The sequence below is a fragment of the Streptomyces sp. NPDC030809 genome (assembly GCF_055572195.1).
Window position 1 is genome coordinate 329,875 of the sequence record NZ_JBVIDV010000001.1, and the last position, 23,193, is coordinate 353,067.

Consider the following 23,193-nt stretch of genomic DNA (forward strand, 5'->3'; position numbering starts at 1 on the left):
CAGCACGATGGCACAGGGAACGGTCCAGGTCACCCACGGCAGCGCCTCGCGGTGGCGGCGCCGTACCGGCGAATACCCCACCCTGAGCGCCGCCCTGGCGGCCGCGGGGGACGGCGACGTGCTGTCCATCGCCCCCGGCACCTACCGCGAGAACCTGGTGGTCCGTCACGCGGTCACGCTGCGCGGCCCGGAGGGGGCGGCGGGGGCGGTGCGGATCGCGCCCGCCGACGGGGTGGCGCTGACGGTGCACGCCTCCGCCGTGGTCCAGGACCTGCACCTGGAGGGCCGGGACACGGCCGCTCCGGCGGTGCTCGTCGAGGACGGGGCGCCCGAGCTGACGGACCTGCGGGTGGTGACGCGCTCGGCCGCGGGCATCGAGGTGCGCGGCAGCGGCCGTCCGGTCGTGCGCCGGTGCACCGTGGACAATCCGACCGGGGTGGGCATCGCCGTGGCGGAGGGCGCGGGCGGGGTGTTCGAGGACTGCGAGGTGCTGTCCGCCGGGCAGTCCGGGGTCGCCGTGCGCGGCGGCGGGCATCCGCGGCTGGAGCGCTGCCGGGTCCACCACACGGGGGGCGCCGGGCTGATGGTCACCGGGGAGGGCTCCGGGCTGGAGGCGCTGGGCTGCGAGATCTACGAGGTGAAGGGCGCCGGGGTGCAGGTCTCGGTGCGCGCCGCGGCCCGGCTGACCGACTGCACCGTGCACCGCACGGCCGCGGACGGGATCACCCTGGACACGGACGCGGTGCTGACGCTGTCCGGCTGCGAGATCCACGACGTGCCCGAGAACGCGCTGGACCTGCGGGCGCGTTCGGTCCTGACCCTGCACCACACCAAGGTGCGCCGGTTCGGGCGCAACGGGCTGTCGGTGTGGGACCCGGGCACCCGGGCCACCGCCGAGCACTGCGAGATCCACGACAGCACCGGGGACTACCCTGCGGTGTGGATCAGCGACGGGGCCGGCGCCTCGCTGGTGTCCTGCCGGGTGCACGACGTGCCGGACGCGGTGTTCGTCCTGGACCGCGGCTCCCGGGCGCAGGTCGTGGACAGCGATCTGAGCCAGGTCCGCAACACGGCGGTCTCGGTCAGCGACGGGGCGGTGGCCGAGCTCGACGACTGCCGGATCCGCGAGGCGGGCACCGGCGCCTGGTTCCGCGACCACGGCAGCGGCGGCACCCTGGCCGGCTGCTCGGTGGACTCCGTGCAGACCGGGGTGATCGTCACCAAGGGAGCCGACCCGCAAGTGGAGCGGTGCACCGTCACCTCCCCCGCGGAGGCCGGGTTCTACGTGTCCGCCGAGGGCCGCGGGACCTTCCGGGACTGCCGGGTGACCGGCAGCGACGGCTTCGGCTTCCACGTGCTCGACGGCTGCCGCACCACCCTCACCGGCTGCCGCACCGAGCGCTGCGCGCGCGGGGGGTACGAGTTCCCCGAGGACGGGCCGGTCGCGGTCGACTGCACCAGCGACGAGAGCGCGGTGCGCCGCTCCCCCGTACCGGCGCCGGCCGTTCCGCTCACGGTCACCGCGGCGATGGCCGACGTCCGGTATCCGGCCGCGGAGTCGGCGGCCCCGGCGGCGCAGCCGGAACCGTCCGCCGCGGCCCCCCGGGTGCCCGCCGCCCGCGCCGCCGACCAGGTGCTCGGGGCGCTGGACGCACTGGTGGGCCTGGAGAGCGTCAAGCGGGAGGTGCGCGCGCTCACCGACATGATCGAGGTGGGGCGGCGCCGGCAGCAGGCCGGGCTGAAGGCCGCGTCGGTCCGCCGCCACCTGGTCTTCACCGGCTCCCCCGGTACCGGGAAGACCACCGTGGCCCGGCTGTACGGGGAGATCCTCGCCTCCCTCGGGGTGCTGGAGCGCGGGCACCTGGTGGAGGTGTCCCGGGTGGACCTGGTCGGCGAGCACATCGGCTCGACCGCGATCCGCACCCAGGAGGCCTTCGAACGGGCCCGCGGCGGGGTGCTGTTCATCGACGAGGCGTACGCCCTGGCGCCCGAGGACTCGGGGCGGGACTTCGGCCGCGAGGCCATCGACACCCTGGTCAAGCTGATGGAGGACCACCGGGACGCGGTCGTGGTGATCGTCGCCGGGTACACGGCCGAGATGGAGCGGTTCCTGACCGTGAACCCGGGGGTGGCCTCCCGTTTCTCCCGGACCATCACCTTCGGCGACTACGGGCCCGGCGAGCTGCTGCGGATCGTGGAGCAGCAGGCCGAGGAGCACGAGTACCGGCTCGGCCGGGGCACCGCCGACGCCCTGCTCGCGTACTTCGCAGAGCTGCCGCGGGGCCCGGCGTTCGGCAACGGGCGCACGGCCCGGCAGACCTTCGAGTCGATGGTCGAGCGGCACGCCGGCCGGGTCGCGCAGCTGCCGGAGCCGGACACCGACCAGCTCACCCTGCTGTTCCCGGAGGATCTGCCGGGGGCGGCTCCGGGACCCTGCTGACGCGGGGCCGGGGCAGCTGCCCGGCGGGGTCCGGTGAGCCGGGCGGGGGTGGGGGCGCGGCGCTGCCTTCGGCGGCGGGTGCGGGTGCGGGGGTGGATGCCGGCGCCTGCCCGGGGCAGGCGGCCGGGCCCGGCTCCAGGCGGGCCAGCAGGGCGGCGCGCTCGGCGGCGAAGACCGGGTCGGCCTGGTAGCCGTTGTGGCCCAGGATGGGCGCGGGGAGCGGATGTTCGGCCGTACGCCCGTAGGCGAGGGGGTCGGCCAGCGGGCCGTGGTCCACGCCGTCCGCGGGGGCGAGCACCGGGCCGCCGATCGGGTCGGTGGCCCGCCACAGGTTGCGCCAGCAGTCCACGTCCCGGTGCAGGGCCGCGAGCGGTCCGGGCCCGAAGTACGCGGGGAACCAGCGCCCGTACAGGCGGCGCAGCGGGGAGCCGTAGGTGAGGAGCGCGACCCGGGCGCGGACCTCGGGGGGCAGCTGCCGGACGGCCGCGGCCGCGAGCACGCTGCCCTGGGAGTGGCCGGAGAGCACGATCCGCCCGCCGGTGCGCCCGGTCCAGGTGGCGATCCGCCAGGTCAGGTCGGGGACGGCGCGCTCGGCGTAGCAGGGCGGGGCGAAGGGGTGGGCGGCCCGCGGCCAGAAGGTGCCCACGTCCCACAGGATGCCGACGGTCCGGCGGGCCGAGGGGTCCCGGTAGGCGCGCCGTCCCCAGGTCACGAACAGCAGGAACGCGAATCCGGTGAGCCAGGACCCGGCCCCCTGGGCGCCCTGGGCGGCGCGCTCCAGCAGCGGATGCGTGCCGCGGGCCGCTTCGCCCGGCACCTGGCCGGTGGCCCAGGCGGCGGCGACGGCCGCCGTGCCGAGCAGGAGGGTGAGCCCGGCGACGGCGGCGAGGAACCAGGGGGTGGCGTCGGTGAGGGCGGCCGCGGCCCGGGCGCCGGCCACCGCCCGGCTGCGGGCCGGGTCGTGGCCCTGCCCCGGGTACTCGGCGGCCACGCCCGCGGCGAGCCGGCGCCGGTGCAGGATGCCGCGCAGCGCGAACCAGAGGGCGAGCAGGAGGAGGACGAGGAACAGCGGCGGGAGGACGGAGGCCTGCCAGGACAGCAGGACGGGCGGGCCGGGCAGCGGGGCGCCGGACATGCCGGGGGTGGCGCCGCCGTCGAGCCAGTCGGCGACCCGCTGGGCCACTCCGCCGGTCATCACCCCGCCCAGGGCGCAGGCCAGCATGGCCACGGCCGGGCCGCCGAGGCCGGCCAGCGCGGCGCCGGCATCGGCGGGCGAACGGCGGTGCAGGCGGGCCGCGGTGGCCGCGAGGGCGAGGACGAGCAGCCCCTGGAGGAGGACGAGCACGCCGAAGGCGGGATCGCCGGGGAGCCGGCCGGCCGAGGTCCAGCCGGGGCGGGACCAGGCCGCGTAGCCGAGAGCGGCCAGGAGCAGGGCCAGGGCGCTGCCGGGCAGCAGGACCATGACGGCCCGGTCGGCGTGCTCGTCGGCGCGGCGCTCGGCCCGGCCGCGGCGGCAGACCACCCAGAGCACGGCCCCGAACGCGGCGGCCAGCAGGGCCTGGAGCACCCACCCGGCCGCGGCGAGGCCGGTCCCGCCCCCGGCCCCGCGGTCCTGGCGGGCGGCCGGCCCGACCACGGCCGCAGCCACGGTGAGCAGCCCGGCGGCGGCATGCGCCACCCGCAGCCGCCCGACCAGCCGCCGCCCGTACCAGAACCCGGGCCGCCCGAGCGGGTCGTCGGCGAAGCCGGTGCCTGCGGCGGGGGCGGCGGCCAAGCCGGTGCCCCCGGCGCGGGCACGGGGCGGGGCGGACGACGGGGCCGGACCGGGCGCGGGTGGGGCGGCCGGGGCGGCCGGACCGGGTGGGGGCTGGGACTCGTACGCGCTCCAGGTGCGGTGGGAGAGGTACCACAGGAGGGCGGTCAGGGCGGCGGGCACGAGGGCGGCGAGGGCGAGGCGGCGGCCCGGCTGCGCCCACCGACCGCCGCTCCCGCCCGCCGCGTCCGGGGCGAGGAACGCGAGCCAGGACCGTGAGGAGGCGCAGTGCGCCGAGCCCGCGCACTGCCAGGCGACCAGGTCGAGTGCCACCTCGCAGGCGGCCGCCACGAGCAGCACGGTGAGGCTGAGCGCGATCAGGCGGACGAGCACCCCGTACAGGCGGACCGTGCGCGGGGCGCCCGTGGCGGCGGGCCGGTTCCAGTGGGCCAGGTTGGCCACCATGAACGGCAGGAGCAGCAGCCACAGGGCGCGGGCGCCGTTCCCGGAGGTCAGCCGGGACCAGCAGTAGGCCTCGGGCACGGGTCGGCCCGTGTAACCGCCGGGCCGGTCCTCCGCGTCCGCGTCGTCGGCGCGGCGGAAGACGGCCGCGGTGTCGTCCCCGGTCACGCGCACGGTCCGGGGATCCCCGAGCAGTTCCTCGGGGCCGGCGCCGGCCACCCCGTGCACCAGGAGTTCGAGACAGAGCGGGGCTTCGGACACGTCGGCTCCTCTCGCGACCCGGGCCGGGCTCCGGCTCCTGCTCCGGCCCACGCACACAGCATCCCGCGCCCCGGCCGGTCCGCCCAGCAGGCAGACGGGTCAAGACATCTGACGGCCCGACAGCTAGGGTGGCGCGATGCACTCCGGCCGGCCCGCCGGGCCGCCGCCGTCCACGCCGTCGCACCACAGGGGGTATCCGCCATGGCACGCCGACTCCGACCCGTGGGGCTCGACTTCGTCGAGTCCGCTCCCGTGCGCCTGGCCTTCGAGGCCGTGACCCACGCCCCGCCGGAGACCCTCTACCGCTCACTGGCCGAGGAGGTGGCCGGCTGGCCCTCCTGGTTCCGCGCGGTGACCCTGGCGCGGCCCACGCACGGGGGCGCGGGCCGCGAGATCGGGCTGGTGGGCGGGGTCCACTTCCAGGAGACCGTCATGGCGGCCGAGCCGGCGGAGCGGTACGCCTACCGGGTCGACGAGACCAACTGCCCCGGAGTGCACGCCCTGTTGGAGGAGTGGCGGCTCCAGCCCTCGGGCCGCGGGGCCCGGGTGCGGTGGACCTTCGCGGCCGCGGGCTCCCCGGCCTTCCGGGTGGCGCTCCGGGCCGCCCGCCCGGGACTGGGCCGCAGCTTCCGCGATGCGGTCCGCACCCTGGACCGCCGCCTCACGGGCACCTGGGCGGACTCGGTCTGAGACCGGGCGGCGGCAGCGGGCACGGCCGTGCAGTGACGATCCTGCACGGCCGGTACGCGGGACCGGTACGGGGACCGGCACGCGGGACCGGCACGCGGGACCGGTACGCGGGGCGGGGCTCAGGCGGCCGGCTCCTGCCAGCTGCCGGTGGCGAGCAGGTGCTCGATCGTGCGCGCGTAGGGGGCGAGGTCCAGCCCCTGCGCCGCCACCCACGCGTCGGAGTAGTACTTGTCGAGGTAGCGGTCGCCCGGGTCGCAGAGCAGGGTGACCACGCTGCCCTTGCGGCCTTCGGCGACCATCTCGGAGACGATCTTCAGCGCGCTCCACAGCCCGGTGCCGGTCGAGCCGCCCGCCTTGCGGCCGATGGCCTGCTCCAGGGCACGGCACGCGGCCACGCTCGCCGCGTCCGGCACCTTCATCATGCGGTCGATGGCACCCGGCACGAAGCTCGGCTCCATGCGCGGCCGCCCGATGCCCTCGATGCGCGAGCCGCAGTCGCTGTGCGCGAGCGGGTCGTTCCGCGTCCAGCCGTCGAAGAAGCAGGAGTTCTCCGGGTCGGGGACGCAGATGCGGGTGTCGTGCTGCATGTAGTGCACGTAGCGGGCGATGGTGGCGGAGGTGCCGCCGGTGCCCGCGGTGGCGACGATCCACGCCGGCTCGGGGTACCGCTCCAGCTTCAGCTGCTGGTACATCGACTCGGCGATGTTGTTGTTGCCGCGCCAGTCGGTGGCCCGCTCGGCATACGTGAACTGGTCCATGTAGTGCCCGCCGGTCTCGGCGGCGAGCGAGGCGGACTCGTCGTACATCTTCATCGGGTCGTCCACGAAGTGGCACTGACCGCCGTGGAATTCGATGAGCCGGCACTTCTCCGGGCTCGTCGTGCGCGGCATGACGGCGATGAACGGGACGCCGATCAGCTTGGCGAAGTACGCCTCCGACACCGCGGTGGAGCCGCTCGACGCCTCGATCACCGGGCGGCCCGGGCGGATCCAGCCGTTGCACAGCGCGTACAGGAACAGCGAGCGGGCCAGGCGGTGCTTGAGCGAGCCGGTCGGGTGGGTGGACTCGTCCTTCAGGTACAGGTCGATGCCCCAGGCCTCGGGCAGCGGGAAGCGCAGCAGGTGCGTGTCGGCGGAGCGGTTCGCGTCGGCCTGCACCTTGCGGACGGCCTCCTTCAGCCAGGCCCGGTACTCGGCGTCGCTGCGGTCGACGTCGACGGTGGCCAGGGGGCCTGCGGTGCCCTGCTGTGCGGTCGTGCTCATGTGCCGTGCTCCTCGTTCCGTGCGGTCCCCCTGAACTGCAATGTACCTCTCTCACCTGCGCAAACGCTGACTTTGGGTCTCCCACCGATTTGCTTTGAGAACAGATGTGCGAGGGCGCGCGCCCCCTGGTGCGAGCGGCCCGGGCGGGGCAGACTGGGCCGGGTCGAAGGGGGCCGTCGACCATGAGCGAACCCGATTTCACCGCCACGGGCGTGCGCATCGACCGCTGGCCGCGCGCGCTGACCCGGGCCGGCAAGGTTCTGATCCGGGACGGCCGGCTGCACCTGCTCACGAGCAGCGACCGCGAGATCGACAGCGCCCCGCTGGGCGCGGTGAGCGCGGCCAGGTCCTGGCTGCCGGGCCGCGAGGCCACGGTGGCGCGCCTCAACGGGACCCGCTACCGGCTGCGGATACCGGCCCGCCGGCTCGTGGAAGCGGTACGGCGGGCCCGAGCGGCCCGGGACTGAGCCGCGGGCCCGGTCGGCCCCCGCCCCGGGCCCCCGCCCCGGGCCGCCGCGAGTTGCGTGCAGCGCGGCGGCGGGTGACGCTGAAGGGACGTCACGCAGGGTGCACCCCGCAGCACGGAGCGTCATCCGTGCGGAACGTCAGCACGTGCTGGATCGGATCGTCGTCTTCTTCCGGACCTCATTTCGGGGAGTCGCAGCCGTGATCAGTCATCGAAGCAGGCACTGCGCGGTGGAGCTGGACGCTCTGCCGCCACGCATCGGGCAGATACGCAGAATCGTTTCTGCGCAACTGCGCTACTGGCAGCTGGACCCGCTCATCGACCGGGCCGCGCTCGGCGTGACCGAGCTCCTGAGCAACGTCCACCGGCACGCACAGCCCGACAAGCTGTGCACGGTGGAGATGCGGCTGCTGCGCGGCCGGCTCACGGTCTCGGTGCACGACCACGACCCCCGCCTCCCCGAGGTCCGGACCGCCGGGCCGCTGGAGACCTGCGGACGCGGGCTGGCCATGGTGGCGGCCGTCAGCGAGAGCTGGGGAGCGCGGCCGCGCGAGGACGCGGGCGCCCCCGGCAAGGTCGTGTGGTTCACGCTGGAGGCGGCCGCCGCCGCACCGCCCCCGCCGCACCCCACCGCGGTACGGATCCGCCCGGCCCCGCTGCGGGCCGCACTCCTGCCGGTGGCGGTGCCTTCGCTCTGAACCGCCGCGGACGGGCGGGGCGTACGGGGCTCCCGTACGCCCGCACCTCCGTGCGCCGGTTCCTCCGTACGCCGGTACCTCCATGCGCCGGTACCTCCATGGGCGCGTACCTCCGTACGCCGGTACCGCGTACGCCCGTTCCTCCGTGCGCGCGTGGCTCCCGTACGCCGGTTCAGGCCGCCGCGCCCAGGGAGCCGAGCGGGTCGTCGAGGACCGGCTGCCAGGCCAGTTCGGCGGCGCCCACCAGGCTGTTGTGGTCGAGCGTGCACGGCAGGATCGGCACGCCCCCGCTGCGGCCCCACAGGCTGCGGTCCGCCACGACCGCGCGCAGCCGCTCGGGGTCGGCGTCGAGGAGTTCCCGGTGCAGTCCGCCGAGGATGATCCGGTCCGGGTTGAGGATGTTCACCAGCCCGGCCAGGCCCAGGCCCAGGCGGTCGATGAGCTCCTCGGCCGCGTGCCGGACGGCCGGGTCCGCGGGTTCGGCGTACTCGGTGCGCAGCAGTTCGCGGGCCTGCTGGAGCAGGTTGACCTCGGGCCCGGGGGTGCGGCCGGCCGCCGTGAGGAAGGCCAGCGGGTCCGCCTCCACGTCCAGGCAGCCGCGGCCCCCGCAGTGGCAGGCCCGCCCCTCCGGGTTCACCGTGAGGTGCCCGACCTCCAGGGCCAGTCCCGAACTGCCGCTGTGCAGGCGGCCGTCGAGCACGAGCGCGCCGCCGACACCGCGGTGGCCGGTGGCCACGCACAGCAGGTGCTGGGCGCTGCGCCCGGCGCCGTGCCGGTGCTCGGCGAGGGCAGCCAGGTTGACGTCGTTGCCCGCGAGGGCCGGGCCCTCGATGCCGGCGTCGCGCACGCACTCGGCGAAGATCGCCCGCACCGGGGAGCCGGCCGGCCAGGCCAGGTGCAGGGGGTTGAGGGCGGTGCCGTCGGGCTCGGCGACGGCCGAGGGCACGGCCAGGCCCGCACCGATGCAGCGGCGGCCGCTCTCCTTGAGCAGGGCGGCGCCCGCGTCGACCACCTCGCCGAGCACCTGCGCGGGGTCGGCGGAGACGGTCACGCAGCCCGGGGAGGTGGCGACGATCCGGCCGCCCAGGCCGACCAGGGCCGCGCGGAAGCCGTCGGGGTGCACCTGGGCGGCGAGGGCGACCGGCCCGTTCTCGTCGATGGACAGCCGGTGCGAGGGCCGGCCCTGCGCCCCGCCGGCCACCACGGGCCGGGAGTCCACGCGGATCAGCCCGAGCGCCTCCAGCTCGGCGGCGACGGCTCCGGCGGTGGCGCGGGTGACGCCGAGTTCCGCGGTCAGGACGGCACGGGTCGGGGCCCGGCCGGTGTGGACGAGTTCCAGAGCCGGTCCGAGGGCGCCGCGGCCTCGCTCCAGCCGGGTCCGCGTGGACACATCCCCCACCCGCCGCGGGGCCGCGTTGCCGTTCATGGAGCCGATCCTCGCACGATCTCGCCGGCGCTCCGCACCCGCGCCCGCCGCCGGGGCCCCTATCCGGACGGTCACCGCATGCCGCTGACCCGGAGCGTGAGGTTCAGGCGGCCCTTCAGGCCGAGCTCGGGCGGGCCGCTGCCGGGGTGCACCCGGGGCACGCCGTGGTAGGCGTACCGGGCGGGGCCGCCGAAGACGAACAGGTCGCCGCTGCGGAGTTCCACGTCCCGGTACGGGCGGCCGCGCGAGGCCGCCGTCCCGAACCGGAAGGTGCAGCTGTCGCCCAGGCTCAGCGAGACCACGGGTGCCCCGGAGTTCTCGTCCCCGTCGCGGTGCATGCCCATGCGGGCGTCCGCGTCGTAGAAGTTGATCAGCGCGATGTCGTACGGGTCCGGTCCGGGCCCGGTGCCCAGGGCGTCGAGCACGGCCTCGCGGGCCAGGTCCGCCAGCCACTCGGGCATCGGCTTGACCGGGGTGCCGTCCCCGTCCACGGCCGTGTCCGCGTACCCGTACGGGAACCAGTGCAGCCCGAGGCAGACCTGCCGGGCGCTCATGGTCCCGCCGCCGGGGGTCCGTACGGTACGCAGCCCGGCGGGCGGCCGCGCCCACTCCCGGCAGGCCTCGACCAGCTCCCGCTGCCGCGCCGGCGGAAGCCAGTCCGGCACGTGCACGGCGCCGGGCGCGACGGTGGTGCGGGCGCGGGGGAACAGGGCGTCGGGGAGTCCGGTCATGGTCCTTCCATGGTGCCCCGGGACGGCGCGTACGTGATTTCCGCCCGGGGATGTCACACGCGGGGCCCCTCGGTGCTTCAGTAACCAGACGCGGGGCGCACCGCCCGGCACCGGCCGAGGGGCAGGACGTGGAAGCGGCGACGGCGATGTGGGTGCTGGCGGGGGCGACTCCGCTGGTCGGTGTGCCGGCCCGGCTGGCGTACCGGGTGGTCAGGGCGCGGGCGGAGGTCCGCCGGGCCGAGGCGGCGCAGCGGTGGCTGTCGGAGCGGGTGCGGTCGCTGCCCCCGGGCAGCCGTCTCTCGGAGCGGGATGCGGACCGGCACGTGGAGATCGTGATCGGCACGTCCGCCTCTCCCGGCCGCGGCCGGGAGAGGTGACCGTGGCCGAGCTTCCCGCGCCCGCCAGGAGCGGGGCCGTGCCGGCGGCGCCCCGGCCCGCGGTGCCGTCACCCGAGGACCTGGAGGGCTTCGGCTTCGACGCCTTCTACCGGAGCGAGATGGTGCGGGTGACGGTGTTCCTCATGACCTTGGGGGCCAGTGCCTACGAGGCGGCCGACGCCGCGCACGAGGCCTTCCTCCAACTGCTGCCGAACAAGTGGCGGCGGCTGGAGCACCCGAAGGCCTATCTGCGCAAGACGGCCTACCGGAACTACCTGCGGCAGGCCGTCAGCCGCACCCTGCCGACGGACCCGGTGCCCGACCGGCCGGGCGGCACCTGCCCGATGGAGGAGCTGGTCGTCAGCGAGGAGCAGGAGCGGCTGCTCGGCCTGCTCGCGGCGCTGCCGCCGGCGGAGCGCGAGGCGATGGCGTGGCATCTCGACGGCTTCTCCCACGACGAGACGGCCCGGATCCTGCAGAAGAGCCCGGCGGCGGTGCGCCAGGCCTACAAGCGTGCACGCGGCCGACTGGGCGCGATGCTCGGCCTGACGGGGGAGGTGGCGGGCGATGAGTGAGCGCCGCCCGGAAGACTGCGGCACGGCCGCGGACACCGCACTCGACGCCGTCCTGGCCGGGCACCTGGCCGGGCTCCGCACCGCGGTCGGGTCTGTTCTCGACACCGAGGGGGGCCTCAGGCGGGCGTACCGGTGGCTCGCGGACACCCGGGTCCGTGTGGACGGGTCCCGCGACGGGCCGCCGCCGGCCCCCTTCGCGCCCGGCATCACCCTGGCCGTGCTGAGTCCCGGGGGGAAGGTCCGCTACCTGGGGAGCGCGTCCCTGGCGGCCGTCCTGGAGGCGCTGGCGGCCGAGCGGCGGGAGGTGGCGGGCTTCCGGGAGTCGATCCAGCGGCGCTTCCAGGCATCGGACAGGGCGTACGGAGCCGGCCTCGGGCCCCGGGGTGCGCTGGGCGCGGTGTACGAGGAGCTGGACCGCATCCGGCGGCTGCTGCTGGACCGGGCCCTCACCAAGGAGTCCGCCGGGGCCGAGTTCGACCGCATCCTGGGGCTCCTGGAGGAGCAGGCCGAAGGCTGGACGGCGGAGGCGGCGCGCACCGATCCGCCGTCGGCGGACGCGGAGGCGGTGCGGCAGGGGTTCGCCGAACGGCACCGGGCCGCGCTGCAGCTGCAGGCCCAGGTGGTCCGGCTCTTCGAGGACGTGGACGAGCACCTCTTCCAGCCGAGCTGACCGACCCGCCCGACCGTCGGCCGATACCCGGGCGGGGGAGCACTCCGGCCCGTCCGGCCGTCAGCCGATGCCCGGGCGGGGGCGCATTCCGGCCCGACCGGCCGTCGGCCGACACCCGGGCGGGGCCGTATTCCAGCCCGACTGGTCGTCAGCCGATGCCGGGGGGGAGCACATTCCAGCCCGTCCGGTCGTCAGCCGATGCCCAGGCGGGGGCGCATTCCGGCCCGACCGGCCGTCAGCCGACACCCGGGCGGGGCCGTATTCCAGCCCGACTGGTCGTCAGCCGATGCCGGGCGGGAGGGCACATTTCAGCCCGTCCGGCGCTTGAGGACCGGGGTCCGGGGCAGAGCCCCGGAAAGGCCCCGGGGATACCCGCCCGGCGTCCCGCATCTCGTCCACGGGGAAGGAATCCCGCCCGACCGGTCGTCAGCCGACATCCGGCCGGGGGGCACATCCCAGCCCGTCCGGCGCTTGAGGACCGGGGTCCGGGGCAGAGCCCCGGAAAGGCCCCGGAGACACCCGCCCGGCGTCCCGCAACTCCTCCACGGGGAAGAAATCCCGCCCGACCGGCCGTCAGCCGACACCCGGCCGGGGGGCACATCCCAGCCCGTCCGGCGCTTGAGGACCGGGGTCCGGGGCAGAGCCCCGGAAAGGCCCCGGGGACACCCGCCCCGCGTCCCGCGCCTCGTCCCGCTTCGCGCACTGGCCCCAGGCCCACTCGGCCCGCGGCCGGGCAGGGCGGGGCGGGGCGGGGAATGCCCCGCCCGGGGCCGGGCGCGGGTGGCAGACTCGCGGGCATGGAGATCAGCGAACACCTCGACGTGCTCGAACGTGAAAGCGTGCTGCTGGCCGACACGGCGGAACGGGCGGGCACGGACGCGCCGGTGCCCGTCTGTCCCGGCTGGCGGGTGACCGACCTGCTGCGGCACACCGGGGCCGTGCACCGCTGGGCGGCCCGCTTCGTGGCCGACGGGCTCCTGGAGCCGCTGCCGCTCGGGCCGGGTCCGGAGCTGTCGGGTGCGGAACTGCTGGCCTGGTACCGGGAGCAGAGCTCCGGGCTGCTCAAGGTGCTCGCGCAGGCGCCCGCCGAGCGGGAGTGCTGGACCTTCCTGCCCACCGCCCCGCCTTCGCCGCTGGCCTTCTGGGCCCGCCGCCAGGCCCACGAGACGGCGGTGCACCGGATGGACGCGGAATCCGCGCTGGGACGGGAGTTCACGGCGGTCGCGCCGCGGTTCGCGGAGGACGGGGTGGACGAGCTGCTGACCGGCTTCCACGCGCGCCCGCGCAGCCGGGTGCGGACCGGGGGCGAGGCGAAACTCCTGCGGATCCGGTCCGCGGACACGGCCGCGGTGTGGTCGGTGCACCTGTCGGCGGAGCCGCCGCGGACGGTACGGGACGACGCGGGGCCGGCCGACTGCGAGGTGACGGCCCCGGCGGGCTGGCTGTACGCCGCGCTGTGGAACCGGCTGCCACTGGCGGGGCCGGGGGTCACGGGCGACCTCTCCCTGGCGCACCTGTGGCAGGCCAACTCCGCGATCTGACCGCGGACCGACCGCCCCGGACCGCGCCGCGCACATGCGGCGGCCGCCCTCCGGCCCCCTCCGGCAGCCCTCCGGACGCGCTCCGGACGTGCTCCGAACACGCTCAAGGCCGCTTGCCGCTCCCCCGGCGGGTGGCGACACTCCCCCGCATGGAAGGAAACCGCCCGACGGACCGCCACGCGCTCACGGTGGAGGTCGCCCACGCAGTGCTCAGCGCGGCCTGCGCGGCCGCGCTGGTCTTCGGCGCAACGGCGGGCCCGGCTCTCCTGTTCGCCCTCGCACCCGCCCTGGAGGGCCTGTTGACCGGGGTGGGCGCGGTCCTCGCCATGACGGTCTTCCTGCTGCGCGTCACGCACGTGCTGTGGGACTTCGACCACGGGCAGCGGCACGGGAACGGCGGCTGAGGGCGGGAGACCGGCCGGGACCCCGGCCGGGCCGGGGCCGCCGTCAGGAGGCCTGGAGCCCCACCTGGTGGGCGAGTTGGGTGACGGCGTGGGTGAAGAAGAGGTCGCGGGCCTCGACCACGCGGTGGAACTGGCCGAACAGCTCGAAGGAGACCAGCCCGACCAACTGGGCCCAGGCGGCGGCCAGCGCCGGGGCCACCGCGGGCGGCAGGTCCCCGGCGAAGTCCGCCGCCATGCGCTCCGCCTCGCCGCGCAGGGCGGCGGGCAGCGGGGGCAGGGCCAGACCCCGGCCGCGGTGCCCCTCGCGGACGACGGCGATCAGCGTGTTCCCGAGCCGGGAGGCGGGCGCCACGGTGTCCTGGGGGGCCTCGTAACCGGGCACCGGCGAACCGTAGATGAGCGCGTACTCGTGCGGATGGGCCAGGCCCCAGTCGCGTACCGCCCGGCAGACGGCCACCCACTGCGCGAGGGGCGGGACCCCGGCGGCCGCGGACTCGGCGCGGGCGCCCTCCGCGGCCGCGCCGAGGCTGTCGTACGCGTCGATGATGAGGGCGGTCAGCAGGTCGTCGCGGCTCGGGAAGTACCGGTACAGCGCGGAGGAGACCATGCCCAGTTCGCGGGCCACGGCCCGCAGGGAGAGCTTGGCCGCACCCTCGGCGGCGAGCTGCCGGCGCGCCTCGTCCTTGATCGCGGCGGTGATTTCGATGCGGGCGCGCTCGCGGGCCCCTCGGACCGTAGTCATGGGCAGCAGTCTGCCATGGAATCGGAGCACTGCACGAAAACGAGAGCACTGCTCTTGCTTCGGTGCACCGATCCGTGCACACTGATCCCAAGCGAGAGCGCTGCTCTCCAATGCGAGCACCGCTCAGCCAGACGGCTCGGCAGTCACCCCCGACGGAGGCCACGATGAACGCCAGCACCCCGAACCCGACCGCGGACCCCGCCCCGTACTACGTCCGGGCGGGCGGCCTCGCGGTGCGCTTGAACGCGCTCCTCGGCAAGCTCGCCCGGATGGGCATCAGCCTCGCCGGAACCGCCGAACTCTCCGTCCGCGGCCGCAAGTCCGGGCAGATGCAGCGCATCCCCGTGAACCCGTTCGACCACGACGGCAGCCTCTACCTCGTCTCGGCCCGCGGCCATTCCCACTGGGTCCGCAACATGCGCGCCGCCGGCGGCGGCGAGCTCCGCGTGGGCCGCAAGGTGCGCACCTTCACGGCCACGGAGCTCGCCGACGCCGACAAGCCGGAGATCCTGCGCGGCTACCTCGAGAAGTGGGGCTGGGAGGTCAACGCCTTCTTCCGCGGGGTGACCCACCGGTCCTCCGCCGCGGAGCTCCTGGCCGCCGCCCCCGACCACCCCGTCTTCGTCCTCACGGTGTCGGAGTGACCGGCCCCTCCCTGCGGTCGAGGGCGTGCAGGGCCCGCCGCGCCAGCGGGTACGTGCGCACCATCTCGCCCAGCGAGGAGGACCCGCGCGTGATGCGGGTGAAGGCCCGCCAGGCCGGTCGGAAACCGGTGATCGCCGCATGCAGCAGGCCCGGCTTGCGCTCGAACACGGCGAGCATGCGCCGGCCCACCGCCATCTCCACGCCGAGCCCCGCCTTGATGGCGAAGGCGTAGTTCAGCGCCTGGCGGCGGGTGTCCACGGCGTCCTGCGCCTCAGCGATGCGCACCGCCCACTCCCCCGCCAGCCGCCCGGACCGCAGCGCGAAGGAGATGCCCTCCCGGGTCCACGGCTCCAGCAGACCGGCCGCGTCCCCGGCCACGAGCACCCGGCCGCGCGAGAGCGGCGAGTCCTCGCTGCGGCAGCGGGTCAGGTGCCCGGAGGAGATGGCCGGTTCGAATCCGGCCAGGCCCAGCCGGCCGATGAAGTCCTCCAGGTACCGCTTGGTCGCGGCCCCGTCGCCGCGCGCCGAGATGACGCCGACGGTGAGGGTGTCGCCCTTGGGGAAGACCCAGCCGTAACTGCCCGGCAGCGGGCCCCAGTCGATGAGCACCCGGCCCTTCCAGTCCTCGGCCACCGTGGCCGGAACCGGGATCTCCGCCTCCAGGCCGAGGTCCACCTGCCGCATCTTGACCCCGACGTGCGCGCCGATCCGGCCGGCGCTGCCGTCGGCTCCGACCACGGCGCGGGCCAGTACGGTCTCCCCGTCGCCGAGCACGAGCGCCACCGTGCGGCGGTCGGGCACGGCCGGGCCGTGCTGCTCCACCCGCGCCACCGTCACCCCGGTGCGCACCTGGGCCCCGGCCTTCTCGGCGGCCGCCACCAGACCGGCGTCGAACTCGGCACGGTTGACCAGCCCGAAGAGCATGTGGCGGGCGCGCCGGGTGCGGGTCAGCCGGCCGTTCAGCGAGAAGGTGACCGCGTGGATGCGGTCCTCCAGCGGCAGCACGAACCCCGGCGGCAGGGCGTCGCGCGAGGGACCGATGATCCCGCCGCCGCAGGTCTTGTACCGGGGCAGCCGGGCCTTCTCCAGGAGCAGGACCCGGCGCCCCGCGACCGCGGCGGCATGGGCCGCGGAGGCACCCGCGGGACCGGCTCCCACCACGACCACGTCCCAGACCTCCCCGGAGCCGGCCCCCGCTCCCGCCTCGACGGCGGCGTCGGCGTCGGCGTCCACGGCGGCGTCGGCGTCCGAGCCGGCGCCCGCGTGCGAGCCGGTGCCCGCGTCCGCCTCCGCGGCCGTCTCCCTGCCCGCGTCCGGCACCGCGCCCGTCTCCGTACCTGCGCCCGTGTCCGTACCTGCGTCCGCGACCGAGGCCCCGTCCGTACCCGCGCCGGCGTCCGCGTCCGCGTCCGTGCCGGCGCCCGTGTCCGCCCCCTGGGTGACGGGCCCCTCCGTGACGGGCCCCTCCACGACGGCCCCCGCCGCGACGGCGCCGTCCCCGGTGCCCTCGACGGCCTCGGCGCTCTCCGCGCGGTCCGCGCGGCCGTTGTCCCCGTGCTCGCTCACGATGTGCTGCTGCTCCTGATCCCCAGTTGCTCCGGTGCCGAGCGCATCCTACGGCGGCGGCCCTCACGGCCCCGCTGTGGGAAGATCGGCCCTGTCCCCGCCGTACCTCCGGTACGCACACGATGCGTACGGTGCCGGCGTACACATACAACAACGTCGCACCCACGAGGAGCGTGCCCATGCCGTCCCATCCGATCGCCGAGACCGTCGCCGCCCTGATGCCCAGGGCAAAGTCGGAGCTGGCCGAGCTGGTGGCCTTCCGGTCGGTGGCGGACTGGGCGCAGTTCCCGAAGAGCGAGAGCGAGGGCGCCGCGAACTGGGTGGCCGACGCGCTGCGCGCCGAGGGCTTCCAGGACGTGGCCCTGCTGGACACCCCCGACGACACGCAGTCGGTGTACGGCTACCTGCCCGGCCCCGAGGGCGCGCCGACGGTGCTGCTCTACGCGCACTACGACGTGCAGCCCCCGCTCGACGAGGCCGCCTGGATCTCCCCGCCGTTCGAGATGACCGAGCGGGACGGCCGCTGGTACGGCCGCGGCACGGCCGACTGCAAGGGCGGGTTCATCATGCACCTGCTCGCCCTGCGCGCCCTGAAGGCCAACGGCGGGGTGCCGGTGGGCATCAAGGTGATCGTCGAGGGCTCGGAGGAGGTGGGCACCGGTGGTCTCCAGCAGTACGCGGAGGCGCACCCGGACCTGCTGACCGCCGACACCATCGTCATCGGCGACGCCGGCAACTTCCGGCTGGGCCTGCCGACGGTCACGGCCACCCTGCGCGGCATGACCCTGGTCCGGGTCCAGGTGGACACCCTGGAGGGCAACCTGCACTCGGGCATGTTCGGCGGCGCCGCACCGGACGCCCTGGCCGCGCTGATCCGCGTGCTGGACTCGCTGCGGGACGAGGACGGTTCGACCACGGTGGACGGCCTGCCCGCCGGGGAGACCTGGCAGGGCATGCAGTACCCGGAGGAGCAGTTCCGCACCGACGCCCGGGTGCTGCCGGGCGTGGACCTGATCGGCGGGGGCTCGGTGTCCGACCGCCTGTGGTCGCGCCCGGCCGTCACCGTGCTCGGCATCGACTGCCCCCCGGTGGTCGGCGCCACCCCGTCCGTGCACGCGAGCGCCCGCGCCCTGGTGAGCCTGCGGGTGCCGCCGGGCATGGACACCGCCGACGCGAACAAGGCGCTCATCGCGCACCTGGAGTCGCACACGCCGTGGAACGCGCGGGTGACGGCGGAGCAGATCGGCCAGGGCCAGGCGTTCCGGGCCGACACCGACAGCCCCGCGTACGCCTCGATGGCCGCCGCGATGCAGGTCGCGTACCCGGGCGAGGAGATGCAGACCGCGGGCATGGGCGGCTCGATCCCGCTGTGCAACACCCTCCAGGGGCTGTACCCGGAGGCCGAGATCCTGCTGATCGGGCTGAGCGAGCCGGAGGCGCAGATCCACGCCGTGAACGAGAGCGTCTCCCCGGAGGAGCTGGAGCGGCTGTCGGTCGCCGAGGCCCTGTTCCTCGTCAACTACGCCGAATCCAAGCGGAATTGACCCTCCCGGGTTCCGGGATCCGCTGTGGGCGTACTGCGCCGAGCGCGTAGTGCGCCCACGGCGCTTTCCGGCCCGACGGGCCGAGGGGGCGACGTAGGTTCGCGGCATGGATCTCGTGGAAATCACCCCGCAGCTGCACATGCTCCGCTTCCCGATCGGCCAGGCGTACCTGTGGCGCGACGGTGAGGGCGCGGATGCCGAACTGACCCTGGTCGACTCCGGGAACGCCACCTCCGGACCGGAGATCGAGGCGGCGGTGCGCTCCCTGGGGCTGCACCCCGAAGCCCTGCGCCGGATCGTGCTCACGCACTGCCACCGCGACCACATCGGCTCGGCCGAGGAGCTCGCCGGGCGGTACGGGGCCGAGGTGGTGGCGCACCGGCTGGAGGCGCCCGTCGTCCGCGGCGAGCAGCCGGTGCCGGAGCCGGTGCTGCTCGACTGGGAACTCCCCCTGTACGCGCACGGGATGACGGTGCCGGAGGCCCCGCCGACCCGGGTGGACCGGGAGGTGGAGGACGGGGCGGAACTCGGCTTCGGCGACGGCGCGTACGCGGTGCACAGCCCGGGCCACACCGACGGCAGCATCTCCGTGCACCTGCCGCGGCACGGGGTGCTGTTCACCGGCGACTGCGTCGCGGGCGTGCAGCAGGTGATGCTCGGCGTGTTCAACACCGACCGCGCCCGGGCCCTGGAGACGTTCCGCCGCCTCGCGGCCCTCAAGCCGGCGATCGCGTGCTTCGGCCACGGAGACCCGCTGACCCGGGACACGGCCGAGACCCTGGAGGCGGCCGCGGTCCGCGACTCGGCCGCCGGGTAGCGGCCCTGCGGTCAGCCGACCGGGATGCCGGCCTCCAGGTTGAGGACCGTCCCGCGCTCCCGCGCCCGCAGCGCCCAGCGCAGCCGCTCGAAGCGGGCCTGCGGGAGCAGGCCCGCCGCCTCGGCCTCGGTGACGAAGCGCCAGTCCCGCAGCTCCGGGCCGGGCAGCCGCAGCCGTGCGGCCTGCGCGGCGGGGAGCCGGCCGCCGTCGAAGAGCATCCGCAGGCCCCCGTACGAGCGTCCGCGCGGCGGCTCCCAGTCGACGACGAGCAGCCGGGGCACCTCGTCGAGGGTCAGTCCGATCTCCTCGGCGACCTCGCGCATCCCGGCCCGGGCCGGGGGTTCACCGGATTCGACCACCCCGCCGGGGAACTCCCAGCCCGGCTTGTACGTGGGGTCCACGAGCAGGACCCGGTCCCGGTCGTCGAAGAGCAGCACCCCGGCCGCCACGGTCTCCCGGGTGGGCTCGGGGGTCTGCACGATCTCGCAGGGCGCGGCCTCGCCGGTGCGCACCGCCGCCGCGATGAGCTCGGCGGTCTCGCGGGGGCTCAGGGTGCCGTTGTCGACGGCGAAGGCGTCGGCGGTCAGCCAGGACCGGGCCTCCAGCCAGGCCGGGATGTGGTCGTACGCCCACTGGCGGACCCGCTGTTCGGCGTCCGGGAGGTCCGGCTCCTCGCGGGCCGCGATCCGCGCCCGCAGGATCGTTTCGTCCGGGCTGAGCACCACATGGCGGACGGGGATCCGGCGGGCCGCGAGCCCCCCGAAGACCTCGTCCCGGTACTCCTGCCGGAGCAGGGTCATCGGCACCACGAGCACACCGCCCAGCTCGGCGAGCATCGCCGCGGCCGCCTCCACGACCAGGCGCCGCCAGATGGGGAGGTCCTGGTAGTCGGTCACCTCGTCCAGGCGCTTCTGCGGCAGCAGGTGCCCCAGGGCGCCGCCGATCACCTCGGGGTCGTACAGGCTGCTGTTCGGTATCAGGCCGGTCAGCTCGCGCGCCGTGCTGGTCTTGCCGGCGCCGAAGGTGCCGTTGATCCAGACAATCACGTATCCCCCTCTTCCGAAGCCCCCTGTGGCTTGCCCGCAACACCCTGGCACAGAAACGCGGTTACCGGCCAAGTCGGCGCCGACAACGTTGTCAGACCCCCTACCCTGGAACCGGCGGGCCTTGCCGTCCGCCCGCGACCCGTCCGGAGGACCCCGCCCGTGCCCCCTGCGCCCCGCCCGTCCGAGCCCCGCTACGGCATCCGCCCGACGATGAAGGACGTCGCCGCGCACGCCGGGGTCGGACTGAAAACGGTCTCCCGGGTGGTCAACGGGGAACCGGGGGTCACCCCGGAGACCGAGCACCGGGTGCAGGCGTCCATCGAGGCCCTGGGCTTCCGCCGCAACGACAGCGCCCGCGTGCTCCGCAAGGGCCGCACGGCGAGCATCGGTCTGGTGCTGGAGGACCTGGCCGATCCGTTCTACGGCCCGCTGAGCCGCGCCGTGGAGGAGGTGGCGCGGGCCCACGGGGCGCTCCTCGTCAACGGGTCCAGCGCCGAGGACCCGGAGCGCGAGCGGGAACTGGCCCTCGCGCTGTGCGCCCGGCGGGTGGACGGCCTGGTGGTGATCCCGGCCGGGAGCGACCACCGCTACCTGGAGCCGGAGATCAGGGCCGGCATCGCCACGGTGTTCGTGGACCGCCCGGCGGGCCGGATCGAGGCCGACGTGGTCCTGTCCGACAGCTTCGGCGGGGCCCGCACCGGGGTGTCCCACCTGGTAGCGCACGGCCACCGGCGGATCGGGTTCATCGGCGACCACCCGCACATCCACACCGCGGCGGAGCGGCTGCGCGGCTACCGGGCGGCGATGTCCGAGGCCGGGCTGCCGGTCGCGGAGGCCTGGACCGCGCTGGGCTCGACGGCCCCGGGGCGGGTGGCCGAGGCCGCCGCGGCGATGCTGGACGGGTCCGAGCCGGTCACGGCGCTCTTCGCGGGCAACAACCGGGTGACGGTGACCCTGGTGCGCGTCCTGGCCGGGCGGGCCCGCCCGGTGGCCCTGGTCGGCTTCGACGACTTCGAGCTCGCGGACCTGCTGCGCCCGGGCGTGACGGTCGTGGCCCAGGACCCGGCCGCCCTGGGCCGGGTGGCCGCCGAGCGCCTCTTCGACCGGCTGGCCGGGGCCCGCCCGGCGCCGGAGCGCATCGAACTCCCCACCCGCCTGATCCCCCGCGGCTCGGGCGAACTGCCCCCGGCCCCCTGAGCAGGACCGGCACAGCAGCCCCGTACGTCCGGGCCGAGGCCGTGTCTTTCGGATATTGCCGGTCAAGCCCGCGGCGTCTGGTGCCGCGCATCGCAAGGCGGAGGGTGGACCGCCGTACTGGACGTACTTGGTCTGCCCGACAGCTCGGCATCCAAGGGCCTTCAAGAAGAGCCGAGACGAAGCGAGCGGAGCGAGCGCAGTGCCGCGAGGCGCGGTGCCAGGCGTCGCGGGTCAGGCAAGATCCGGAAGACACGGCCGAGGTGGCCGGACGACGGCCGCCGACGGGCCGGTCCCTGCCCCGGAGGCCGCCGCCCCGGCCCGCTGAAGACGGCGCGCCCGCATCCGTTCCGGGCGGCGGTCCGGGGGCGAGCCCGGCGGGGGCGGGGTCGGCGGCGCGGCGGGTCAGGCGGTCGCCGTCAGGGTGGCGGAGCGGCGCGGGATGGCGAAGGCGTCCAGTTCGGCGCGGCTGAGGCCGGTGAGCGCCGTCACCTCGTCGGCGCCGACGGCGCCGCAGTCGAGGCCGCGGACCAGGTAGCCGGCGAGGGCCTTGGCGGTGGCCGGCTCGTCCATGACGTCGCCCTCGATCTTGGCCACGTACGCCTTCAGGCGGGCGGCGGCGGCCTCCAGCCCCTCGCGGTAGAAGGTGAAGACCGCGGCGTAGCGGGTGGGGAGGTGGCCCGGGTGCATGTCCCAGCCCTGGTAGTAGGCCCGGGCCAGGGCGCGGCGGGTCAGGCCGTAGTGCAGCTTCCAGGCCTCGTGGACGTGCTCGGTGGTGCCGATCGGCAGGACGTTGGTCGAGCCGTCGGACACGCGTACGCCGGTGCCCGCGGCGGCCACCTGCATGATCGCCTTGGCGTGGTCGGCGGCCGGGTGGTCGCTGGACTGGTAGGCGGCGGAGACGCCCACGCAGGCGCTGTAGTCGAAGGTGCCGTAGTGCAGGCCGGTGGCGCGGCCCTTGGCGGCGTCGATCATGCGGGCGACGGTGGCCGTGCCGTCGGCGGCCAGGATGGACTGGCTGGTCTCGATCTGGATCTCGAAGCCGATGCGGCCCGGGCGCAGCCCCCGGCTGGTCTCGAAGGCCTCCAGCAGCCTGACGAAGGCGGAGACCTGCTCGGCGTACGTGACCTTCGGGAGGGTGAGGACGAGGCCGTCGGGGAGGCCGCCGTGGGCCAGGAGGCCGGAGAGGAAGATGTCCGTGGTCCGGATGCCGCGGTCGCGGACGTTGGACTCCATGCACTTCATCCGGATGCCCATGTAGGGGGCGTTGGTGCCGTTGGAGAAGGCCTCGGACACCAGGCGGGCGGCGCGGGCCGCGGCCTGGTCCTCCTCCTCGTCGGAGCGGACGCCGAAGCCGTCCTCGAAGTCGATGCGCAGGTCCTCGATGGGCTCGGTGGCGAGCTTGGCGCGGACGCGCTCGTAGACGGTGCCGGCGAGTTCGTCGGATGTCCCGAGCACCTTGCCGAAGGTGGCAGCGTCCGGAGCGTGCTCGTCGAGGGCTGCGAGGGCCTGGTCTCCCCAGGAGCGGATGGTGTCCGCCGCGAAGACGTCGCCGGGCACGTAGACCGTGTGGATCGGCTGGCGCGTGCCGGGGTCGCCCGGGTAGCGGCGTGCCAGCTCCGCGTCCACCGGCTTGAGGGAGGCACTGATCTCCTCGCTGACCGCGCCCGCGAGGCTCGTCGCCACCTTCTCCTGCTGACCCATCCTGCACTCTCCTATTTTCCGCTTCACGGAAGCATCGATCCGCATAGCAGAATTTAGTCAGGGCGTTCCGCTCAGTCAATGGTTGCAGGAAACGGCGCGGGGGGGGGGGGGGGGGGGGGGGGGGGGGGGGGGGGGGGAAAAAGAAGAAAAGAAGGAGGGAGAGAGGGTCGCTGGTGCGC

General features: G+C 75.5%; 21 protein-coding genes. 13 read left to right on the forward strand and 8 right to left on the reverse strand.

Going from position 1 to position 23,193, the window contains the following annotated elements; translation table 11 throughout:
- Positions 1-7 precede the first annotated feature (7 nt).
- Entirely contained in the window at positions 8-2,440 is a 2,433-nt protein-coding gene (locus ACZ407_RS01400) for a right-handed parallel beta-helix repeat-containing protein (protein WP_468124521.1), read from the forward strand.
- Here ACZ407_RS01400 and ACZ407_RS01405 read toward each other — a convergent pair.
- Positions 2,388-4,916: a hypothetical protein gene (locus ACZ407_RS01405; RefSeq protein ID WP_468124523.1), complete on the reverse strand. Its 2,529-nt coding sequence runs from the start codon at positions 4,914-4,916 to the stop codon at positions 2,388-2,390. The two genes, ACZ407_RS01400 and ACZ407_RS01405, sit on opposite strands and share 53 nt — an antisense overlap.
- Before the next feature lie 201 nt (positions 4,917-5,117).
- Between ACZ407_RS01405 and ACZ407_RS01410 the strand changes: the two genes are divergently transcribed.
- Positions 5,118-5,606, forward strand: a complete 489-nt coding sequence (locus tag ACZ407_RS01410; protein WP_468124525.1) for an SRPBCC family protein — start codon at positions 5,118-5,120, stop codon at positions 5,604-5,606.
- A 119-nt stretch (positions 5,607-5,725) separates the two neighbouring features.
- On the opposite strand, the gene cds1 is transcribed toward ACZ407_RS01410, so the two are convergent.
- Positions 5,726-6,868 carry an L-cysteine desulfhydrase Cds1 gene (gene cds1 / locus ACZ407_RS01415; protein ID WP_468124527.1) on the reverse strand — a complete coding sequence of 381 codons (1,143 nt, stop codon included), beginning with the start codon at positions 6,866-6,868 and terminating at the stop codon, positions 5,726-5,728.
- Between the two features lie 182 nt (positions 6,869-7,050).
- On the opposite strand from cds1, the gene ACZ407_RS01420 reads away from it, so the two are divergent.
- Both ACZ407_RS01420 and ACZ407_RS01425 read left to right on the forward strand, forming a co-directional pair.
- On the forward strand, positions 7,051-7,335 hold the full coding sequence (locus ACZ407_RS01420; protein WP_468124529.1) for a hypothetical protein: 285 nt from the start codon (positions 7,051-7,053) through the stop codon (positions 7,333-7,335).
- 199 nt (positions 7,336-7,534) lie between these two features.
- A complete protein-coding gene (locus ACZ407_RS01425; RefSeq protein ID WP_468124531.1) occupies positions 7,535-8,032 on the forward strand; it encodes an ATP-binding protein in 498 nt (165 codons plus the stop codon).
- 172 nt (positions 8,033-8,204) lie between these two features.
- Here the strand turns inward: ACZ407_RS01425 and ACZ407_RS01430 are convergent, their stop codons facing one another.
- Both ACZ407_RS01430 and ACZ407_RS01435 read right to left on the reverse strand, forming a co-directional pair.
- The gene (locus tag ACZ407_RS01430; RefSeq protein WP_468124533.1) at positions 8,205-9,458 is read right to left on the reverse strand and encodes an ROK family protein; all 1,254 of its coding nucleotides are present in this window, start codon (positions 9,456-9,458) and stop codon (positions 8,205-8,207) included.
- 71 nt (positions 9,459-9,529) lie between these two features.
- Complete coding sequence (locus tag ACZ407_RS01435) at positions 9,530-10,189, reverse strand: alpha-ketoglutarate-dependent dioxygenase AlkB (protein WP_468124535.1); 660 nt, start codon at positions 10,187-10,189, stop codon at positions 9,530-9,532.
- Between the two features lie 128 nt (positions 10,190-10,317).
- On the opposite strand from ACZ407_RS01435, the gene ACZ407_RS01440 reads away from it, so the two are divergent.
- The 5 genes from ACZ407_RS01440 (at position 10,318) to ACZ407_RS01460 (ending at position 13,756) form a co-directional block, all read left to right on the forward strand.
- On the forward strand, positions 10,318-10,566 hold the full coding sequence (locus tag ACZ407_RS01440) for a hypothetical protein (protein ID WP_468124537.1): 249 nt from the start codon (positions 10,318-10,320) through the stop codon (positions 10,564-10,566).
- 2 nt (positions 10,567-10,568) lie between these two features.
- Positions 10,569-11,141: an RNA polymerase sigma factor gene (locus ACZ407_RS01445; protein ID WP_468124539.1), complete on the forward strand. Its 573-nt coding sequence runs from the start codon at positions 10,569-10,571 to the stop codon at positions 11,139-11,141.
- Positions 11,134-11,811, forward strand: coding sequence for a hypothetical protein (locus tag ACZ407_RS01450; protein WP_468124541.1), 678 nt, complete (start codon positions 11,134-11,136; stop codon positions 11,809-11,811). The genes ACZ407_RS01445 and ACZ407_RS01450 overlap by 8 nt, the downstream gene beginning before the upstream one ends.
- 797 nt (positions 11,812-12,608) lie before the next feature.
- A complete protein-coding gene (locus tag ACZ407_RS01455; protein ID WP_468124543.1) occupies positions 12,609-13,352 on the forward strand; it encodes a maleylpyruvate isomerase family mycothiol-dependent enzyme in 744 nt (247 codons plus the stop codon).
- 149 nt (positions 13,353-13,501) lie between these two features.
- Entirely contained in the window at positions 13,502-13,756 is a 255-nt protein-coding gene (locus tag ACZ407_RS01460) for a DUF6332 family protein (RefSeq protein ID WP_468124544.1), read from the forward strand.
- 43 nt (positions 13,757-13,799) lie between these two features.
- Here ACZ407_RS01460 and ACZ407_RS01465 read toward each other — a convergent pair whose 3' ends face one another.
- Positions 13,800-14,498 (reverse strand): TetR/AcrR family transcriptional regulator, encoded by a 699-nt coding sequence (locus tag ACZ407_RS01465; RefSeq protein ID WP_468124546.1) that lies wholly within the window; start codon positions 14,496-14,498, stop codon positions 13,800-13,802.
- A gap of 164 nt (positions 14,499-14,662) precedes the next feature.
- Between ACZ407_RS01465 and ACZ407_RS01470 the strand changes: the two genes are divergently transcribed.
- Positions 14,663-15,142, forward strand: a complete 480-nt coding sequence (locus ACZ407_RS01470; RefSeq protein ID WP_468124548.1) for a nitroreductase family deazaflavin-dependent oxidoreductase — start codon at positions 14,663-14,665, stop codon at positions 15,140-15,142.
- Here the strand turns inward: ACZ407_RS01470 and ACZ407_RS01475 are convergent.
- On the reverse strand, positions 15,126-16,376 hold the full coding sequence (locus ACZ407_RS01475) for a geranylgeranyl reductase family protein (RefSeq protein ID WP_468124899.1): 1,251 nt from the start codon (positions 16,374-16,376) through the stop codon (positions 15,126-15,128). The genes ACZ407_RS01470 and ACZ407_RS01475 overlap by 17 nt on opposite strands.
- A gap of 512 nt (positions 16,377-16,888) precedes the next feature.
- Here ACZ407_RS01475 and ACZ407_RS01480 point away from each other — a divergent pair.
- Together ACZ407_RS01480 and ACZ407_RS01485 are read left to right on the forward strand one after the other, a co-directional pair.
- Entirely contained in the window at positions 16,889-18,253 is a 1,365-nt protein-coding gene (locus ACZ407_RS01480; RefSeq protein ID WP_468124550.1) for a M20/M25/M40 family metallo-hydrolase, read from the forward strand.
- Between the two features lie 106 nt (positions 18,254-18,359).
- A complete protein-coding gene (locus ACZ407_RS01485; RefSeq protein ID WP_468124552.1) occupies positions 18,360-19,070 on the forward strand; it encodes an MBL fold metallo-hydrolase in 711 nt (236 codons plus the stop codon).
- Positions 19,071-19,081: 11 nt separating this feature from the next.
- On the opposite strand, the gene ACZ407_RS01490 is transcribed toward ACZ407_RS01485, so the two are convergent.
- Positions 19,082-20,116, reverse strand: coding sequence for an NUDIX hydrolase (locus ACZ407_RS01490; protein ID WP_468124554.1), 1,035 nt, complete (start codon positions 20,114-20,116; stop codon positions 19,082-19,084).
- 210 nt (positions 20,117-20,326) lie between these two features.
- Between ACZ407_RS01490 and ACZ407_RS01495 the strand changes: the two genes are divergently transcribed.
- On the forward strand, positions 20,327-21,313 hold the full coding sequence (locus ACZ407_RS01495) for a LacI family DNA-binding transcriptional regulator (protein ID WP_468124900.1): 987 nt from the start codon (positions 20,327-20,329) through the stop codon (positions 21,311-21,313).
- A gap of 402 nt (positions 21,314-21,715) precedes the next feature.
- On the opposite strand, the gene ACZ407_RS01500 is transcribed toward ACZ407_RS01495, so the two are convergent.
- On the reverse strand, positions 21,716-23,014 hold the full coding sequence (locus tag ACZ407_RS01500) for a DUF6986 family protein (protein WP_468124555.1): 1,299 nt from the start codon (positions 23,012-23,014) through the stop codon (positions 21,716-21,718).
- Positions 23,015-23,193 lie beyond the last annotated feature (179 nt).

What these genes read in the sequence shown, in the direction of transcription:
- ACZ407_RS01400 (WP_468124521.1), top strand. Translation starts at nt 8, where the DNA reads ATGGCACAGGGAACGGTCCAGGTCACCCACGGCAGCGCCTCGCGGTGG.
- ACZ407_RS01410 (WP_468124525.1), top strand. Translation starts at nt 5,118, where the DNA reads ATGGCACGCCGACTCCGACCCGTGGGGCTCGACTTCGTCGAGTCCGCT.
- cds1 (WP_468124527.1), bottom strand. Translation starts at nt 6,868, where the DNA reads ATGAGCACGACCGCACAGCAGGGCACCGCAGGCCCCCTGGCCACCGTC.
- ACZ407_RS01420 (WP_468124529.1), top strand. Translation starts at nt 7,051, where the DNA reads ATGAGCGAACCCGATTTCACCGCCACGGGCGTGCGCATCGACCGCTGG.
- ACZ407_RS01430 (WP_468124533.1), bottom strand. Translation starts at nt 9,458, where the DNA reads ATGAACGGCAACGCGGCCCCGCGGCGGGTGGGGGATGTGTCCACGCGG.
- ACZ407_RS01435 (WP_468124535.1), bottom strand. Translation starts at nt 10,189, where the DNA reads ATGACCGGACTCCCCGACGCCCTGTTCCCCCGCGCCCGCACCACCGTC.
- ACZ407_RS01450 (WP_468124541.1), top strand. Translation starts at nt 11,134, where the DNA reads ATGAGTGAGCGCCGCCCGGAAGACTGCGGCACGGCCGCGGACACCGCA.
- ACZ407_RS01455 (WP_468124543.1), top strand. Translation starts at nt 12,609, where the DNA reads ATGGAGATCAGCGAACACCTCGACGTGCTCGAACGTGAAAGCGTGCTG.
- ACZ407_RS01460 (WP_468124544.1), top strand. Translation starts at nt 13,502, where the DNA reads ATGGAAGGAAACCGCCCGACGGACCGCCACGCGCTCACGGTGGAGGTC.
- ACZ407_RS01465 (WP_468124546.1), bottom strand. Translation starts at nt 14,498, where the DNA reads ATGACTACGGTCCGAGGGGCCCGCGAGCGCGCCCGCATCGAAATCACC.
- ACZ407_RS01470 (WP_468124548.1), top strand. Translation starts at nt 14,663, where the DNA reads ATGAACGCCAGCACCCCGAACCCGACCGCGGACCCCGCCCCGTACTAC.
- ACZ407_RS01480 (WP_468124550.1), top strand. Translation starts at nt 16,889, where the DNA reads ATGCCGTCCCATCCGATCGCCGAGACCGTCGCCGCCCTGATGCCCAGG.
- ACZ407_RS01485 (WP_468124552.1), top strand. Translation starts at nt 18,360, where the DNA reads ATGGATCTCGTGGAAATCACCCCGCAGCTGCACATGCTCCGCTTCCCG.
- ACZ407_RS01495 (WP_468124900.1), top strand. Translation starts at nt 20,327, where the DNA reads ATGAAGGACGTCGCCGCGCACGCCGGGGTCGGACTGAAAACGGTCTCC.
- ACZ407_RS01500 (WP_468124555.1), bottom strand. Translation starts at nt 23,014, where the DNA reads ATGGGTCAGCAGGAGAAGGTGGCGACGAGCCTCGCGGGCGCGGTCAGC.